This is a genomic window from Bradyrhizobium sp. 44 (genome assembly GCF_023073095.1).
In the GTDB taxonomy this organism is placed as follows: domain Bacteria; phylum Pseudomonadota; class Alphaproteobacteria; order Rhizobiales; family Xanthobacteraceae; genus Bradyrhizobium.
The window spans coordinates 629,821-645,552 of record NZ_JADPIY010000008.1 but is presented as its reverse complement, the minus strand read 5'-3'; the positions used below and the strand labels follow the sequence as shown (position 1 = coordinate 645,552).

Sequence of the window (15,732 nt, the reverse complement as noted above, 5' to 3'; positions counted from 1 at the left end):
GCCCGATAACGAAAGCTGATTACTTGATCAGCCCCTTTTCCTTGTAATAGCGGATCGCGCCGGGGTGCAGCGGAACCGGGCTGCCGCTGGCGGCCGTCTCGAGCTTGATCTCCTTGCCGGCCGCATGCGCGTTGGCGAGCTCGGGCAGCGACTCGTAGACCAGTTTTGTCATCTGGTAGGCGAGATCGTCCGACACCGCCGAGCTGGTGACGAGGTAGTTGACCACGGCGGCGGTCGGCACGTCCTTGTCCTGCCCGGTGTAGGTGTTGGCGGGAATGGTCGCCGCGATGAAGGGCAGGCCGATCTTGTCGACGGTCTCCTTCGGCACCGACACCACCGTGATCGGGCTCGAGGTCGACAGATCCTTCAGCGAGGCCACGCCGAGGCCGGCCGATTGCAGCGTCGCGCCGAGCTGGCGGTTCTTCATGAGATCGACGGATTCGGCAAACGGCAGATACTCCACCTTGCCGAGATCCTTGTAGCTCATGCCGGCCGCTGCCAGGATCGCGCGCGAATTGAGCTCCGTGCCCGATTTCGGCGCGCCGACCGACAGACTCTTGCCCTTGAGGTCCGCCAGCGTCTTGATGCCGCTCTCGGCGGTCGCGACGATCTGGATGTAGTTCGGATAGATCGCGCCGATGGTCCTGAGCTTGTCGAGCTTGGACTTGAAGCCCGCCTCCTCGTCACCGTCCCAGGCCGCTTTCAGCGAGTCGCCCAGCGTGAACGCGATCTCGCCGCGACCCTGCTGGAGCAGGATCAGATTCTCGACTGATGCCTTGGTGGCCTGCACCTGCGTCTTCACGTTCGGAATCTTGTCGCCGTAGATCTTCCCGATCGCGACCCCGAGCGGATAGTAGACGCCGGAGGTGCCGCCGGTCAGCACGTTGATGAAGGATTGCGCCTGCGCGCAAGGCGCGGAGGCCGCCAGCGCAAGAGCCGCGGCCACGCCGAAAATCGTCCGTTTCATGATCTTTCCACTCCCCAAACCGGCCGGGAAGTTGGCCGGATGAGGGGTGCGGGTCAACCCATCCAAAAGTCAAAACAGGACTGCGGTAAATGGCTGTCCTGCCTCGATTTTTGGGGAACTCAGCGGGTGCGGCGAGGTGGCGCAGCCGGGTCGGGGCAGCCCCTCACTGGAAGGTCATGTCCAGGCATTTGGAGATGTCGGAGCCGAGGCCCGAGGAGATGATGATGCAGCCGCGCACCTTCTGCGCGCTGACGTCGGCAGCCCAGACCGAGTAGCCGCCGGGGCCGAAGAACGAATTGGTGTTCGGAGGCTCGGTCTCGGTGGCGTCGAAATCGTAATGGCCATCGGTCTCGAAGATGCGCGGCTTCTTGGTGCAGGCGCCGTCGGTCTGGACGTTGATGACTTCCTTGTTGTCGCGGGTCAGCGCCAGCGAGACCTGGCAACGGAAATATTCCGAGGTCTTGGTGTTGAAGAGATAAGTGTAGGACTTGCAGGTCGCGGTGTTCAGCTTGCCCGGGGCCAGGCCACGGCTGCACGAAATCCGCTGGTTGTGGCTGAGCTGGTAATCATCGGCCCGGGCGGCCGGCGTGAGCGCCGTCAGCAACAGGCCGGCGGCCCAGCAAGCTTTAATGACGAGGTTCATTCGAATCATCCCCTACCCAATGTTTTTGTCGAATTGCGTTCTAGACGGAAAGCGGAACATAGTCGCGCGGGGACGAAGGGAAAATCACAAACTGCTGGGCAAGACGTGATGCGCTGCGGCGCTTTCGCAAATTGACCCGGATGCATCGTTCGTGATTTGTTCAAGCCGGGCGCCTCGATGGGGAGGATAGGGTGATGGCAATTTCAACAAAGATCTTTTTGGTGACGGCCGTGCTCGGCGCGTTTGCTGCGCCCGCATTGGCGCAGACCGCTGCGACACCTTGGGAGCTCAAGCCCGACACCGGCTACGCCTATGACAAGGACGGCAAGACCTTTTCCTACAAGATGGGCACCAGCAATGCCGGTGAACTTCTGAAGGGCGCCAAGAAGGTACCGAAAGGCACGCTGTTCTTCATCGGCCACAACGGCCAGCTCTACATGCGCAGCGGCCCGTATCTGGAAGGCGACGGCAAGTTCAAGTTCGGGTCGGATCAGTAGGGACGGGACGGCGGGCGACAGCGCCGCCACACTCGGTGTCATCGTCCGCGAAGGCGGACGATCCATTATTCCAGAGGCGGTTGTGCTTAAACCGAAACGCCGCGGCGTACTGGATGCCCCGCCTGCGCGTGGCATGACAGCTACCGCCGCCTAAAACGCCCCCGCCAGCTCCCGCGCGCCGGCATTGTTGCTGTTGCTGTCCATCCTCGTATCCGTCACCGCCAGCAGCTTCGCCACCGTGTTGTGGCGGATCGCGACCGGATTGCGCTCGTAGCCGCCGCGCTGGAAGAAGTTCGACGTCGGCACCTGCTCGCGCATCGCCTGCGGCATCGTCACCATGTCGAGGCCGGTGCCGTCGCCGGTGAGGTTCATCATCTCGAGCTCGGCCGCGCTGAGCGGGCGGCTATAGCCCTTGGCGCGCGCGAACAGCACCGACGTCAGCAGCTTATGGGTCTGCAGCATCGGCCCGATATCGATGTCGAGCACCATGGCATGCATGGCCCAGCCCTGCGCGGTGTTGCCGATCTTCTCGTGCTCCGACCAAGTGTCGGGCACCGATTTGGCGTGCGCCACCATTTTCTTGAGAACGGTGAGCTTGTGCTCGAGCGACTGGCGCGCCGGGCCCGAGGTCCGCGCGACCTTATCGGAGAGCGCGCGGATGAACTCATGGCCTTGCTCGGCCAGCAGCTCGACGCTGTTGGTCGTCAGCAGCTGGTTGTAGCCCATCGCGGTCGAAATGGCGCGCTTGCCGCCATGCTCGATTCCCGCCTGCACGTCATAACTGCCGGTGCCGCCGGTCTCGAACGCATAGACCCGCACCGCCTGCTCGCGCGTCAGCCCCGAGGCCAGCGCGTAGCGTGCATAGACGCGCTTGAATTCGACTTCGTTGGACGGCCGCTGCGGCGTGAATTGGTAGAGTTCCTGCGCCGCGCGCAGCAGATCGGCGACCACGGGGATCGGCTTTTTGGTCGGGCGGTCCGGGGTTTCCTCCGGCTCCGGATTCACTGGCCGTTTCGGCCCGTTATAAAGCGGCGGATGCTCCAACACGTAATCGTCGAGCGTGATCTGCTGCCCGCTGCGCCGCTTGGCGTTGCGACCTTTCCGCTTCTCGGAGATCTGGCTCCAATAGGCGCCGGCTTCCTCGTCGAAGGCCGCACGCGCCGCCTGATACTCCTGCAGCTTGCGGCGATATTCCAGCACGGCGGGCGACGCACCGCCTTGCGCGAAAAATTGCGACAACAGCTGGGCTTTGGCATTCCGGACGGCCGGCGGCAGCGCGTCGGATTCGCCACAGCGCGCAGCGGGCGCGAGCAGGACGAGCGCGAGTGGAACCAGTCTCACGGCATTTCGAATCGATTGATGCATGCTGCCCTCTTAGCAGGCATCCGGTAACCGTCACGTTAACACGTCGTTTACCTCGTTTTCGCGCCTCGCGTCACTTCCAGGCGAATACCGGCTGTTCCAGCTCGGTGACGCGGGTGTGCCGCCCCGCCAGCACCTCGCGGAACTGGTAGATCAGGGCCGCCGTCGGCGCGTGGATCAGGCTCGACTGATGATGAAAGCGGATCACACGCCGCGTGCTCTCGGGGATCACGACGAAATCGAAAGCGTCGGAGCGCTCGACCGTCGCAAGCGCGATGCGATGGACGGAGGCGACCTCGTCCGGGTTTGGTTTGATCGCGGCACTATCGGCCGCCCAGACCACGACTGGCGTAATCAGATAGCCCGAGCGGGTCGGATAATCATCGAGCGTGCCGAGCACCTCCGCGCTGGTGAGGTGGAGGCCTAGCTCCTCGTCGAGTTCGCGCAGCGCCGCCTCGACCGGCGTCTCGCCGGCATCGCAGCGTCCACCGGGCAAGGCCCATTGACCGCGATGGGCGCGCAGATGCGATGCGCGCAGCGTGAGCAGCAACGCCGTCTCATCGCTCTCGCTGGCCGCAGTCAGCGCAACTGCCACCGCGGCACGCTTCAACGCCGCCGGCGCTTCGTCCTCCGGCAGCCGCGTGAAGGCTGCGCAGGCGGCCGCGATATTCCGCCGTGTGGCATCGTCGAACGGTCTCATGATGCTTGACTACACCACGTCCGGCCCCGATGAAATGAAATCGCACGACCCGCTCAGGAATGGACGACATGACCAATAAGACAGCCGCACGGCTGAAGGCAGAAGGCTGGACCATTCTGGAGACCACGGGCTTCATGCATCTGATCGGCCCGCTGTGGGAGCGCAAGATCGACGGCCAATACGAATTCGCACTCGCGACCGAGGACAAGCACCACAATCGCCGCGGCATGGTCCAGGGCGGCGTGATGATGACGTTCGCGGACCGTACCTGCGGCATGACCGCCCGCTACGTCTCCGGCAAGGAGTTCATGGCGACGGTGCAGCTCGACACCCATTTCGTCGAAGCTGGCCAGATCGGCGACATCCTGATCTCCCGCCCGCACGTGGTGCGCGCGACGCGCAGCCTGATCTTCATGAGCACCGAGGTGACGGTGGACGATCGTTGCGTGGTGATGGCAAATGGTGTGTTCAAGATTTTGAAGGGGCCGGGGTAGGAGCGATACCCACCGCTGTCATTCCTCGCGCAGGCGGGGAATCCAGTACGCCGCGGCTTCTCGATTAAACTACAGCCCTCTCGGAATACTGGATCGCCCGGTCAAGCCGGGCGATGACAGCTGAGAGCGTAGCAAGCATCTCCCCAACGTCGTCATTGCGAGCGCAGCGAAGCAATCCAGACTGCCGCCGCAGACGCATCTCTGGACTGCTTCGCTGCGCTCGCAATGACGGAGTGAGACGGTTATGCTGTCGCCCGAAAAAGCAGCAAGGACGCGCCCCATGCAATACCGCCAACTCGGCCGCAGCGGCCTCAAAGTGTCGCCGATCTGCTTGGGCACGATGATGTTCGGCGGGCCGACCGATGAAGCCACCTCAAAGCGGATCATCGCGAAGGCGCACGAGGCCGGCATCAACTTCATCGACACCGCGGACGCCTATTCGAAGGGCGCATCCGAAGAGGTCGTGGGACGCGCCATCGGCAACAACCGTCACGCCTGGGTGCTCGCGACGAAACTTGCGAACCCCATGGGCGAGGATCCCAACCGTGTCGGCCTGTCCCGCCGCTGGGTGTTGCAAGCGGCGGATGAGAGCCTGAAGCGGCTCGGCACCGACCACATCGACATCTATTATCTGCACAAGGAAGACCATTCTACGCCCCTGGAGGAGACGGTGCGCGCGATGGGCGACCTGATCCGCGCCGGCAAGGTGCGCTATTTCGGCGTGTCGAACTACCGCGCCTGGCGCGTCGCCGAAATCTGCAACATCTGCGACCGGCTCGGCATCGACCGTCCCGCTGTGAGCCAACCCTATTACAACGCCATGAATCGCATGCCCGAAGTCGAGCACTTCCCGGCCTGCTCCTATTACGGCCTCGGCATCGTGCCCTACAGCCCGCTGGCGCGCGGCGTGCTGACCGGCAAATACAAGCCCGACGCGGCTCCCGACAAGGAGACCCGCGCAGGCCGCAACGATACGCGCATGATGCAGACCGAATGGCGGCCGGAATCGCTCCAGCTGGCGCAGGAGATCAAGGCCCATGCCGAGAAAAAGGGCATCACCGCAGGCCAGTTTGCGGTCGCCTGGGTGCTGAACTCCGCTTTTGTCTCCTCGATCGTTGCCGGTCCGCGCACCGAGGAGCAATGGGAAGGCTACACCGGCGCGCTCGACTATCGCTTCACTGCCGAGGACGAGGCGCTGATCGACAGACTGGTCGTGCCGGGTCATCCCTCGACGCCGGGCTACAACGACCCGGCCTATCCGATCGAAGGACGCCGCGCGCGGACGGCCTGAGCCGGAGACAGGAATGGTCCTCGAAGATCGCTACGGCCTGCCGCTCTCCACCTCTTCGCCAGAGGCGGCATCCGCTTATCGCGAGGGCGTCGACCTCATGCTCGCGGGCTGGACCGGCACGGCGGAAACGCTGGAGCGCGCGATTGCGCTCGATCCGGATTTTGCGCTCCCCCATATTGCCCGCGCCCGCGTGCATGGCTTCTATCAGCAAGGCGATCTGGCTCGGCAGAAGGCGGCGCTCGCGCGCGAGCTCGTGGCGAAACGCGGCACGGAACGCGAGCGCTCGCATGTCGAAACGCTGGCGCTCGCAATCGAGGGCCGGCTGCCCGAGGCGATCGCGGCGACGATGACGCACGTCGAGGCGTGGCCGCGCGACGCATTGGTGCTGTCGCTGCCGCTCGGCGCGTTCGGCCTGTACGCGTTCTCCGGCATGGCCGATCACGACCGCGCGCGGCAGGAGCTGTGCGAGCGCGTTGCGTATCACTATGGCGAGGATTGGTGGTTCCTCACTATGTACGGCTGGGCGATGACCGAGAACGGCAATGTCGGTCGCGGCCGCGGCGTCACCGAACGCGGCTTCGACCTGCGCCGGCAGAATGCCCATGCCGCGCACGCCGTGCTGCATGCGATGTTCGAGGACGGTTCGATCGAAGCGGCCGACCGGCTCGTCGACGACTGGATCCCCTCTTACCATCGCGCCGGAATCTTGCACGGCCACATCCGCTGGCATCAGGCGCTCGGCGCGCTGGAGCATGGCGATGCCGCGCGGGCGCTCGCGATCTATGCCGACGTGCTGCAGCCAAACGCCACGCAGGCGCCACCGCTCAATCTCGTCACTGACGGTGCGTCACTGCTCTGGCGCCTGTCGGCTTACGGCCACGCCGTGCCGAGAGCGCTCTGGCTCGAAGCCGACGCCGCCGCGCAAAAACTGTTTCCGAAATCGAGCCTGCCCTTCGCCGATATCCACATGGCGCTGTTCGCGGCTGCGACGCAAAATCGCGAGGCGCTCGCCACACGTCTTGCCGCGATCGAGCAAAGGCTCGCCGATGGCAAGCTTCCGGCCGGTCCCGTGGTGCCCGCGGTCTGCCGCGCACTGGCGGCCTTTGCCAACGAGGACTACGCGGCATGCGTGCAAACGCTCACGCCGATTCTCGGTGAGGTCGTGCGTCTCGGCGGCAGCCACGCCCAGCGCGAGTTGATCGAGGACACTTTTGTCGTTGCCCTGATGCGCAGCGGCGACCTGCCCCGCGCCCGCGCGCTGCTCGACGCCCGCCTGCACCGCCGCCCGTCCCTGCGCGATACGCGCTGGCAGGCGGCGATGGGATAGCCCCGCCACGAAAAAAACACCGGCCGAGCGGCAAGTGCCGGCCGGGAATGGGTTGGGCGATCTGGGCGAATCGCCGTTGGGGTGGCGCGGTGGTATTTCAGACGGACTTGGCTGAGCAAACGGGATCGCAACCAATTTGCGGTTCGCTGATTGTCGGACGGAACTTTTCCGTGGTTCCCTGGCATGTGAGCCTTCCGATGCGCCTCTGCCGACCCATCCTCGCTGTCGCCCTCGTCCCCACCTTCGTCCTCTTGGCAAGCCCTTGTTTTGCCGAGTCTTCCGCGCCGATTCCCGTCAACAATCCACCCGGGCAGCAGACCGCCTTTATCGATTTGCTGGCGCTGATGTCCGGCCACTGCAAGACGTTGAAGGTCGCCGGCCGCACCTTCGCCTGCAAGACGGTGGCCTACGCCCACGGCGACGGGGGCCGGGTCAATTTCACGGTCGCGGTCGACGATCCCGCCGACGAGAATCACGTCGTGTCGTTCTCCGGCGAGAACGGCAAGCGCGCCGACGACAACTCCTATGAGCTGCCGATCGACCGCATGCTGCTCAACTCCAAGGACCGTCCCAAGGTCGACGGCCTGCCGGTGCCGGCCGAGCAGACCTCCACCGGCCTCTGCCGCCAGACCGGCAATTTCGCCGCCAAGAAGGTGACTGACGTCACCTGCTCTGCCACCGACAGCGAAGGCCGTCGCTACGAACTGCTGTTCGTCTCCGACGGCACGCCCGTGAGCGTGCGTCGTATCAGGCAGTCGGCGCCGTCGATCCAGGATCCGTTCAAATAGCGGTCCTTCTTCGCTCTGCATGCGGGGCCAGGTGAACCGCCGCCTGCGCGGCACAGCCGGATCAAATCCTTTCGTTGAAACTTCGGAACCGGCAGGTATGCTCGGATGCGTCCTCACCGAGGAGGCGCCCGTTGCAAACACAGGCCAGGCACAGAGTCAGCAATGAGGATGGTCATCGCGATCAAACGGCTCCTGATCGCCTGCCTGTTCGCAATCCTGGCACATGAATGCCCTGCAGCCGACAGTCCGGGGCAGCGCTCTATCCTGGTGCTGGAAGACGCAGACTTTCGTTCGCCATTCTATTCTGAGATTTTCGCCGGTATCCGCACGGCTGCGAAGGAAAATGGGCAGATCCACACCGTGATCTACGGCGAAAGCCTCGATCTCGCCCGTTTCCCGGGACCGGACTACGAGGAGAGCCTGGTCGGTCATCTCAAGACCAAATACGCGCATCGGCCGATCGACATCATCGTCTCGATCGGCGTCGCGTCGGCGAAATTCCTTCAGGCGCGCAAGCACGACATCTGGCCCGCCGCTCCCGTGGTTTACGGCTTCGTGCCTGATCTGCCCGAGACGCGCGCGCTGTTCCTGCCCGGCACGACCGCCATCTTTGCCAAGGTGTCTCCGGCGCAGATACTGACTGCGGCACGCGCGGTCGTTCCCGACTTGACTGGCGTCGTCCTCGTTGGCGATGCATGGAAAAATCCGCTGATATATGGCCACTGGAAACAGGAATTCGCGACCACGATGCCGGGTCTCGAAATCATCGATCTGTCCGGCATGGTGCTGCGGGAGGTGCGCGAACGGGTCGGCTCCTTGCCCCCTCGTTCTGCGATTCTGACCTCGGCGATGTATTCCGACGGCGAAGGCACCCACTATTTGCCGGCCGCGGCGCTTGCGCGCGTCGCCGAGCGCGCGAACCGCCCGATCATTATCACCTCCGACACATTTCTCGGGCGAACCGGGGTTGGCGGCTTCCTGCTGCTGCCCGAAACCATCGGACAGGAAGCCGGCCAGTTGGCAATGCGGATTCTCGGCGGCGAATCGCCGTCGAACATCCCGCCCGTTGCCGGGGATAACGTGAAGCCGATCTTCGACTGGCGACAGCTCAAGCTCTGGAATGTGGACGAAGCCCATCTGCCTCCCGGAAGCGAGGTGCGTTTCCGAGAACCGAGCTTCTGGGAGCAGTACTACTGGCGTGTCATGATCAGCGCCGGCGTGGTGCTGGTGCAGGCGATGATGATCGGCATCCTCCTGCGCGAGCGCAGACTGCGATTCCAGGCGGAGGTCGAGGCACGCCAACGCATGTCGGAGCTAGCCCACATGAATCGCCTTGCGACCGCGGGCGAGATGTCCGCGACGATCGCGCATGAGCTGAGCCAGCCGCTCGCCGCCATTCTGATCAATGCCGAGACCGCCGAGCAGGTGTTGCAGACACCGGCACCTGACCTCGGCGTGATCAGCGAGATACTGAGTGACATTCGCCGAGACGATAAGCGCGCTAACGAGATCGTCGTTCAGGTGCGCTCATTTTTGAAGAGGGCCCGCACAGAGCGGATCGAGCTCGACCTCAACGCGACGGTCAGCGATGTGTTTAGGTTCCTTTCCATTCAGGCCCTGACCTACGACGTTGCGCTCGCGACGGATCGATCGTCCTTGGATATTCGCGTAACTGCCGACAAAGTGCAGCTCCAGCAGGCTATTCTGAACCTGGTCATGAATGCCATCGAAGCGGTGGCCGATCTGCCGGAGGATCGGCGACGCATCGTCGGTCGAACCAGCCTTGCGAACAATCAGGCCATGATCTCGATCGCAGATGCCGGCGACGGCATCTGCACAGAAAAGGTAACCGAAATCTTCAAGCCGTTTTTCACAACCAAGACGCAGGGAATGGGCATCGGCCTCTCGATCACGCGCACGATCATCGAGGCACATGGCGGGCGCATCTGGGCCGAGAACGCGCCGACGGGAGGCGCCGTCTTTCATATCAGCCTGCCGCTGGCTGTGGCACGGTCGTAAGTCGAGGCCCTCTGCCGTTCAAGCCGCTCCGCCCGTCACGTGAACGCCTTTTCCAGCGTCGCGAAGATCACCGCAAGCGATTTGTCGTGCCGCGTCACCGGCGGCACCGGGCGATCGATCTTCATCAACTGATAGACCGCCATCTGCGCCGCGCGCACCGAATATTCGACGGTGAACACGACGTCATCGGGGATTTCGACGAACTGGCTGACGAAGGCGAGATTGACGGAATTCCTGGGCACCGGCAGCGGCCGGTCGTCAGCGGTGCGCGGCATGAACATGCTGGTGATGTAGGGCATGCGACAGGGAACGCAGATCGCATCCTCGAACACGGCAGGGTCGAAATTCAGGTGACCGCAAAGCTCCTTCAGGATGTCGGCGCCGCCGCAATCGGACATCGGCTTGGCCACGAAATTGCCGACGCGATCGGGATGCAGTGCATAGCCCCAGAACACCTGCACGTTGTTCGGCTGTCCGGCGAAATGCGGCTGATGATACAGCACCACCGACATCAGCCAATTGGAGTCCCTGAACGTGACGAGACCGCCGGTGCCGGCCTTGTTGCCGGAGAACGCCTCCATCTTGTCGAAGAAGCGCGGATCGCGGCAGGTGACAGTGAATGACTGCCAATAGGATTCAGGGATCGACGCGTTGAACGCGGACGGCTTGCCGAATTCTGGACGGCCCTTCGCGATTTTCTCCCACAGCACCCAACCCCGGCTGTCGGACTTGGTCAGGCGCGGAGCCGGCTCGGTCATCGAGCCCAGGCTCGAGGCGTCCGTCATCGAGCCGTTCTGAAAGAACACGAGATCGCCGTCCTCGAGCTGGACATTGGCGGTGCGGCCGTCGCGGTCGAGTACGAGCTGGCGCACCCGCAAGCGTCCGTCCTCGCTCTCGATCGCCATGTCGGTGACGGCGGTGCCGCGCACGAATTGCACGCCCTGCCCTTTAAGCCAGCCGGCAAGCGGCCGCACGATCGCGTCATACTGGTTGTAGACGGTGCGCTTGACGCCGGCGAGAGTCTCGATGCGCGGGAATTCGTTCATGAAGCGATGCAGATAGCGTTTCAGCTCGACCGCGCTGTGCCAGGGTTGGAAGGCGAAAGTGGTCTGCCACATGTACCAGAAATTGGACTCGAAAAATTTGGGCGACAGCCAGTCGGTGATGCGGCTGTTGCCGAGCGTCTCCTCCGAGGCCTCCGTGAGCCGCAGCAACTCGAGCCGGTCACGCCCGGAAAACCCCATATGCGAGACGTCGAGCTTGAAGCGGTTGCGATCGACCAGCCGCGCCTGCGAATGCGCGGGGTTCTCGGTGTTGAACGCGACGGTTTCCTCGCGCACGCTGAGGCCGGGACGTTCGAGCGAGGGAATGCTCGACAGCAGGTCCCAGGTGCATTCGTAGTGATCGGTCGTGAGCATCCGTCCGCCGCGCAGCGAATAAGCGCCGTTCGCGAGCAGCGCGCCGTCGAGGCTGCCGCCAACCAACGGCTGCGCCTCGTAGATCACGATGTCCCGCCCCGGCAGCTGCGCGTCACGAACCAGGAACGCCGCGCCCGCGAGCGATCCAACGCCGCCACCGATGAAATACGCCTTCATGTCTTGCCTCGATCCGCAATTCGAATTGTCGCGGCGACATTGCATGGCGAGACACTGGCCGGAGTTGCGCTGGATCAAGCGCAACGCGCGTGAGGATCACGTTGAGTTGAGCGATTGACTGATCAGCACCGGCATGGCGTCCTTTCGCGACATCATCGAATCACGTCTTGACATTGCGGCCGTACCTCGGAGCGACCCATGACGCGCGATCGCCTGTTTCTGCTGCGACCTGGTTTCGAGGACCCGGCCTTTCCTGGACGCCGTTTCTATTGCTGGCATTGCGCGCTGATCGAGGGCTTGCTGGTCTCGTTTCCGCAGCTCGCCGACAGGCTCGACGTCGAGCGCATCGCGTGGCCACGCCCGCGGCACGCCGTGATCGCGCTGGCTGGCGAGGAGAACCAGTCGTTGCCGCTGCTCGTGCTGGCGGTTGGAGCGACCTCGCCGCACCAGACCGGCAGCCATCAGGGCCGCGCGTTCATTGCCGACAAGGACGCCATCCTGGGCGCACTCTCCGAACGTCACAGCTTTCCCGATCCGCATCCGTGAGGGGAGAGCGCTCGCGCGACTCTCGTGCCCGGGCGTAGCGCAGCGTCTCTTCAACGGTGCGCTGCAGAGCCGGAGCCCATGTCTCTAGGGGATCTTGTGCGGCATTGGGTCCCTGCCACCACCGATGACGTGATTGCGTCATTCGCGGCAGAGTGATGGCAGGGTTGCGATCGACGCTGGTGATGCGACAATAAATCTCACGAGACGCACGCAGCCGCGCGAATCGGGCGCCGATGAAACTGCGTCGTTTCGACGCCCGCACTGGCCGGAACGCGCCAGCTGACCATGTGTTGTCACACGACATTCAACTGGAGTGATGACATGAAGTATCTCTTTGTCGCGATGGCCGTCGGTGCTGCGGCGCTTGCAGGCGGATCCGCGGCGAACGCGGCCAATCATTCAAGCGCAAAACAGAACGCGCCAGCGGCCCAGTCAACCGATATCAGCGCGCAGCACAGGCACCACCATCACGGCTATCGCCATCACTGGCGTCCTCACCACCGTCACGGATTTCATCGTCCGCACTACCGGAGCTACGGCTATTATCCGCGGCACCACGGATATTACGGCGGCGGACCGTACGGATATTATGGCGGCGGCGGTCCCAGCGTGACGTTCGGCTTCGGCGGCAGTCGCTGGTAAGACGAGAGGCAGCAACACGAAAGGCCCGCGAAATGCGGGCCTTTTTTTGCGCGTCAGCCTATCCCCGCAAGATCATCCCCGCCGTCTGTTGGCCGCTCGCCAGCGCCGCTTCGACCGTGCCCATGTCGGCTCCGCGATAGAGCGCCTCGCCGGAGAACAGCACCGGCCCGTCGGCGCGCGCGAGGATCGTTTGCGCCTCGCGCGTTCGCGGCGTCGCCCAGGAATAGGCGCCGCTGGCGTAGGGATCGTGCGCCCAGTTTGTCGCAACGGCCGCGATGAGCTCGCGCGCGAGATCCTCGCGCGAGAGGCCGAAGACGGTCGCAAGCGAAACGAGCCCGGCATCGATCAGCGCTTGCGGGTCGAGCTGCGTCAGCGCTGCCGTGCGCGGGCCGCCGAACCATCCGGTCAGCACGGGATGCCGGTTCGGATATTGCGTCCACCACACCGGGATGGCCTGGTCGGTCAAAAGGAAGCTCATGTCCGCAAGCTCTTCCTTGCGCTCGCGCCACCATGGCCGCCTGAAGTGCAGCAGGATTTTTATTACGTTACCGAAGCCGATGTCGTCGGCAGACGCCGCTTTCACGCGCGCGCTCTCCGGGAGCGCGATCTCGCGCAGCAACGGCAACGGAACAGTGAGGATCACGCGATCGAAGCCATGTACCCCGCCGCCGACACAGCGAGCGGCGAGCGCGCCGCCCTCCTCCTCGATCGCCGACACCACGCAGCCGAAGCGAAGAATCACGCCAAGCTTGCGGCACTCGGCCGTCAGGAACTCGATCATCGCACCATAGCCGCCCTTGACCCGCGCCTGCGGAGAGTGCCCGCCAGCCATCCATTCCTCGCGCAGCGCCAGCGTCGAAGCGCGCTCGGGATCGGCCGCATCGTAGCCCTCGACCATTCGCTCGATCGCATGGCGCAGCCGCGCGTGCTCATCGCCGGCAAAATGCCGGCGCAGGAAATCGGCGACGGTGAGGTCGTCGTTCAATTCCCGAACCACGGCGTGCAGCTCAGCCTCATGCGGATCGTGGCGATCCTCGCGCACGATGTCTGCGCCGTCAAAGCCCCACCGCTCGCCTTCGATCTCCTGAAGGGACAACCCGGCCTCACGCAGCAACGCGCGCGTGACCGGCGCCTCGCCGTGGACGAATTCGGCGCCGCCATCGGCGGGGTAGCCGAACTCCGAAGCAGGCAGCGGATGGATGCGGCCGCCGCAGCGCTCGCGCGCCTCCAGGATCGTCACTGTCTTGCCCGCGCGCGCCAGCTCGCGCGCCGCCATCAGACCGGCCGCGCCGGCACCGACGATGACGATATGCTCTGATGTTACGGACATGGCGGTGCTGTTACTCGCCCACGGCCTGCGGATCGTTCTGGATCAGATAGCGCAACAGCAGGACACCGCCGCCGAGATCCCGCGTGCTCTCCAGCGTCATCGCGTTCAACGGTGCACGCCGGTCGCCCTCGGAGTCCGTGGAATCGAAAACGAAGGGCGCGCCCCTGGCGCCGTCGATCGCGGGACTGAGGATCAGGTTGAACTCGTCGATCAGGCCGGCACGCAGGAACGCGCCGTTGGCGACGCCCCCGCCCTCCACCAGCAGGCGCTTCACGCCGAGCTCGCGGTTGAGAATGTCCACCGTCAGTGCGAGGTCGATCTCGGACTTGCCGGCAAAGATATAGGACACGCCCTCGCCGCGGAGCCCGGCGAGATGCGAATCGGAGACGCTCTCGGTCAGCACGACGACGATCGGATCGCCGCCGATATCGGAACGGCCCCAGCCGATCTTGCCCTTCGCATCGAGCACGACGCCATAGGTTTTCGCGTCACGTCGCGCGAACCAGTTTTCGCGCGGAAATTTCGCGTCCGTCGTCGCCGGATAAGGCTCGCGCTTGGCGAACTCCGAGCCGGTGACGCGGCCGATCACCCAGGCATCGCCGCCGAGCTCGTCGTGGATCTTCTCGAACCAGTCCGATCCTGGTCCCTTCGGGCGCCAGCGGCTCGGATGGGTGCGGCCGTCCAGACTCGAATGCATCAGACAGATGACGTAAGGCTTCATGCGCATCTCCGGGCCGCGCTCAGGCGGCCGGCTCATTGCCCTTCTCACTCCCCGTGGCGCGATCGTTCACGATCACCGCGAGGGGATTGAGCTTTGGCGGCGCGACGAGTTTGAGCGTGTTGGTGTCGCGATGGTTGAACGGCGCGCCGCGCACGAACAACTCGGTCTGGATCAGATAGGTCCAACTGCCGTCGTCGTTGAAGGTGATGTCGCAGCGGTAAGCGTCGGTGCGGAACGCTTGTTCCAGAAAATCAGTCGAGCAGATCCCGTAAGCGGTGTCGCCGCGCTTGGCCGTGACAGAGATCTCCTTGTCGTCCGGCCCGGCCTTGCCCGACGCCAGCAGCACCTGCCCGCGCGGGATCGCCAGCGTCTGCATGATCAACCCGGTCGCGGGCTCCCACAACCAATAGCCGACCTGGTCATGGAAGGTGATGTCTTCCTCAGGCGTGTTGATATGGATGTGATAGCGCAGCCCATAGAGCAGCTGCGGGCCGTTGGCCTGGGGATCGATCGGGTCCATCCGGATGCGCTCGATGAAGGTCCGCCGCTCCGGCCCTTCCGCCTTCGGATTGATGTCGATACCCTTGTCGGCCTGCCAGACACCGGCGAGACGGCGGAGCGGGCCGAGATTGGCAAGGCCGTCGGGCGAGACGTCCTCGGGCTCGGTGAAGATATCGGCGGGAAGGGGGAGCATGGGTGTCCTCGCGTCGTTGCGAGGCAGCAATAGCATGAGAGCGCCGGCGTGGCTCGGTCTCAAGCCTCACAATCGCGAATGGACGTAGGCGCCACGCGCAGACGATCCATGATGCG

The 15,732-nt window shown here is 64.2% G+C and carries 16 protein-coding genes; 8 read left to right on the top strand and 8 right to left on the bottom strand.

Annotated elements, in window-relative coordinates:
• Nucleotides 1–19: 19 nt before the first annotated feature.
• The gene (locus IVB41_RS05080) at nt 20–967 is read right to left on the bottom strand and encodes a TAXI family TRAP transporter solute-binding subunit (RefSeq protein WP_027565684.1); all 948 of its coding nucleotides are present in this window, start codon (nt 965–967) and stop codon (nt 20–22) included.
• Between the two features lie 163 nt (nt 968–1,130).
• Nucleotides 1,131–1,610 (bottom strand): hypothetical protein, encoded by a 480-nt coding sequence (locus IVB41_RS05075; protein ID WP_247357747.1) that lies wholly within the window; start codon nt 1,608–1,610, stop codon nt 1,131–1,133.
• Between the two features lie 194 nt (nt 1,611–1,804).
• On the opposite strand from IVB41_RS05075, the gene IVB41_RS05070 reads away from it, so the two are divergent.
• The gene (locus IVB41_RS05070) at nt 1,805–2,107 is read left to right on the top strand and encodes a hypothetical protein (protein ID WP_027565686.1); all 303 of its coding nucleotides are present in this window, start codon (nt 1,805–1,807) and stop codon (nt 2,105–2,107) included.
• 150 nt (nt 2,108–2,257) lie between these two features.
• Here the strand turns inward: IVB41_RS05070 and IVB41_RS05065 are convergent, their stop codons facing one another.
• Nucleotides 2,258–3,472 (bottom strand): hypothetical protein, encoded by a 1,215-nt coding sequence (locus IVB41_RS05065; RefSeq protein WP_247427473.1) that lies wholly within the window; start codon nt 3,470–3,472, stop codon nt 2,258–2,260.
• Nucleotides 3,473–3,542: 70 nt separating this feature from the next.
• Complete coding sequence (locus tag IVB41_RS05060) at nt 3,543–4,172, bottom strand: NUDIX hydrolase (protein WP_407062471.1); 630 nt, start codon at nt 4,170–4,172, stop codon at nt 3,543–3,545.
• Between the two features lie 65 nt (nt 4,173–4,237).
• On the opposite strand from IVB41_RS05060, the gene IVB41_RS05055 reads away from it, so the two are divergent.
• The 5 genes from IVB41_RS05055 (at nt 4,238) to IVB41_RS05035 (ending at nt 10,088) form a co-directional block, all read left to right on the top strand.
• On the top strand, nt 4,238–4,663 hold the full coding sequence (locus tag IVB41_RS05055; RefSeq protein WP_247427470.1) for a PaaI family thioesterase: 426 nt from the start codon (nt 4,238–4,240) through the stop codon (nt 4,661–4,663).
• 280 nt (nt 4,664–4,943) lie between these two features.
• Complete coding sequence (locus tag IVB41_RS05050) at nt 4,944–5,954, top strand: aldo/keto reductase (RefSeq protein WP_247406901.1); 1,011 nt, start codon at nt 4,944–4,946, stop codon at nt 5,952–5,954.
• A 13-nt stretch (nt 5,955–5,967) separates the two neighbouring features.
• On the top strand, nt 5,968–7,281 hold the full coding sequence (locus IVB41_RS05045) for a tetratricopeptide repeat protein (RefSeq protein WP_247427467.1): 1,314 nt from the start codon (nt 5,968–5,970) through the stop codon (nt 7,279–7,281).
• A gap of 197 nt (nt 7,282–7,478) precedes the next feature.
• Nucleotides 7,479–8,069 (top strand): hypothetical protein, encoded by a 591-nt coding sequence (locus IVB41_RS05040; protein ID WP_027565693.1) that lies wholly within the window; start codon nt 7,479–7,481, stop codon nt 8,067–8,069.
• 162 nt (nt 8,070–8,231) lie between these two features.
• Complete coding sequence (locus tag IVB41_RS05035; protein WP_247427464.1) at nt 8,232–10,088, top strand: sensor histidine kinase; 1,857 nt, start codon at nt 8,232–8,234, stop codon at nt 10,086–10,088.
• A gap of 35 nt (nt 10,089–10,123) precedes the next feature.
• On the opposite strand, the gene IVB41_RS05030 is transcribed toward IVB41_RS05035, so the two are convergent.
• Nucleotides 10,124–11,683 (bottom strand): oleate hydratase, encoded by a 1,560-nt coding sequence (locus tag IVB41_RS05030; protein WP_247285721.1) that lies wholly within the window; start codon nt 11,681–11,683, stop codon nt 10,124–10,126.
• Between the two features lie 198 nt (nt 11,684–11,881).
• Here IVB41_RS05030 and IVB41_RS05025 point away from each other — a divergent pair, with 198 nt between their 5' ends.
• Both IVB41_RS05025 and IVB41_RS05020 read left to right on the top strand, forming a co-directional pair.
• Nucleotides 11,882–12,229 (top strand): DUF3088 domain-containing protein, encoded by a 348-nt coding sequence (locus tag IVB41_RS05025; RefSeq protein WP_247427461.1) that lies wholly within the window; start codon nt 11,882–11,884, stop codon nt 12,227–12,229.
• 321 nt (nt 12,230–12,550) lie between these two features.
• Nucleotides 12,551–12,871 carry a hypothetical protein gene (locus tag IVB41_RS05020; RefSeq protein WP_247427455.1) on the top strand — a complete coding sequence of 107 codons (321 nt, stop codon included), beginning with the start codon at nt 12,551–12,553 and terminating at the stop codon, nt 12,869–12,871.
• A 58-nt stretch (nt 12,872–12,929) separates the two neighbouring features.
• On the opposite strand, the gene IVB41_RS05015 is transcribed toward IVB41_RS05020, so the two are convergent.
• From IVB41_RS05015 to IVB41_RS05005, 3 genes are read right to left on the bottom strand one after another with little or no spacing between them, the layout of a single operon-like run.
• Nucleotides 12,930–14,201 (bottom strand): NAD(P)/FAD-dependent oxidoreductase, encoded by a 1,272-nt coding sequence (locus IVB41_RS05015; RefSeq protein ID WP_247427452.1) that lies wholly within the window; start codon nt 14,199–14,201, stop codon nt 12,930–12,932.
• Between the two features lie 10 nt (nt 14,202–14,211).
• On the bottom strand, nt 14,212–14,922 hold the full coding sequence (locus tag IVB41_RS05010) for a dihydrofolate reductase family protein (RefSeq protein WP_247407291.1): 711 nt from the start codon (nt 14,920–14,922) through the stop codon (nt 14,212–14,214).
• 19 nt (nt 14,923–14,941) lie between these two features.
• The gene (locus tag IVB41_RS05005) at nt 14,942–15,616 is read right to left on the bottom strand and encodes an FABP family protein (RefSeq protein ID WP_247285716.1); all 675 of its coding nucleotides are present in this window, start codon (nt 15,614–15,616) and stop codon (nt 14,942–14,944) included.
• Nucleotides 15,617–15,732 lie beyond the last annotated feature (116 nt).

Coding starts and splice junctions, on each gene's coding strand:
- IVB41_RS05075 (WP_247357747.1), bottom strand. CDS start 1,610: ATGAACCTCGTCATTAAAGCTTGCTGGGCCGCCGGCCTGTTGCTGACG.
- IVB41_RS05015 (WP_247427452.1), bottom strand. CDS start 14,201: ATGTCCGTAACATCAGAGCATATCGTCATCGTCGGTGCCGGCGCGGCC.
- IVB41_RS05020 (WP_247427455.1), top strand. CDS start 12,551: ATGAAGTATCTCTTTGTCGCGATGGCCGTCGGTGCTGCGGCGCTTGCA.
- IVB41_RS05025 (WP_247427461.1), top strand. CDS start 11,882: ATGACGCGCGATCGCCTGTTTCTGCTGCGACCTGGTTTCGAGGACCCG.
- IVB41_RS05065 (WP_247427473.1), bottom strand. CDS start 3,472: ATGCATCAATCGATTCGAAATGCCGTGAGACTGGTTCCACTCGCGCTC.
- IVB41_RS05050 (WP_247406901.1), top strand. CDS start 4,944: ATGCAATACCGCCAACTCGGCCGCAGCGGCCTCAAAGTGTCGCCGATC.
- IVB41_RS05055 (WP_247427470.1), top strand. CDS start 4,238: ATGACCAATAAGACAGCCGCACGGCTGAAGGCAGAAGGCTGGACCATT.
- IVB41_RS05010 (WP_247407291.1), bottom strand. CDS start 14,922: ATGAAGCCTTACGTCATCTGTCTGATGCATTCGAGTCTGGACGGCCGC.
- IVB41_RS05045 (WP_247427467.1), top strand. CDS start 5,968: ATGGTCCTCGAAGATCGCTACGGCCTGCCGCTCTCCACCTCTTCGCCA.
- IVB41_RS05030 (WP_247285721.1), bottom strand. CDS start 11,683: ATGAAGGCGTATTTCATCGGTGGCGGCGTTGGATCGCTCGCGGGCGCG.
- IVB41_RS05035 (WP_247427464.1), top strand. CDS start 8,232: ATGAGGATGGTCATCGCGATCAAACGGCTCCTGATCGCCTGCCTGTTC.
- IVB41_RS05040 (WP_027565693.1), top strand. CDS start 7,479: ATGCGCCTCTGCCGACCCATCCTCGCTGTCGCCCTCGTCCCCACCTTC.
- IVB41_RS05080 (WP_027565684.1), bottom strand. CDS start 967: ATGAAACGGACGATTTTCGGCGTGGCCGCGGCTCTTGCGCTGGCGGCC.
- IVB41_RS05070 (WP_027565686.1), top strand. CDS start 1,805: ATGGCAATTTCAACAAAGATCTTTTTGGTGACGGCCGTGCTCGGCGCG.
- IVB41_RS05005 (WP_247285716.1), bottom strand. CDS start 15,616: ATGCTCCCCCTTCCCGCCGATATCTTCACCGAGCCCGAGGACGTCTCG.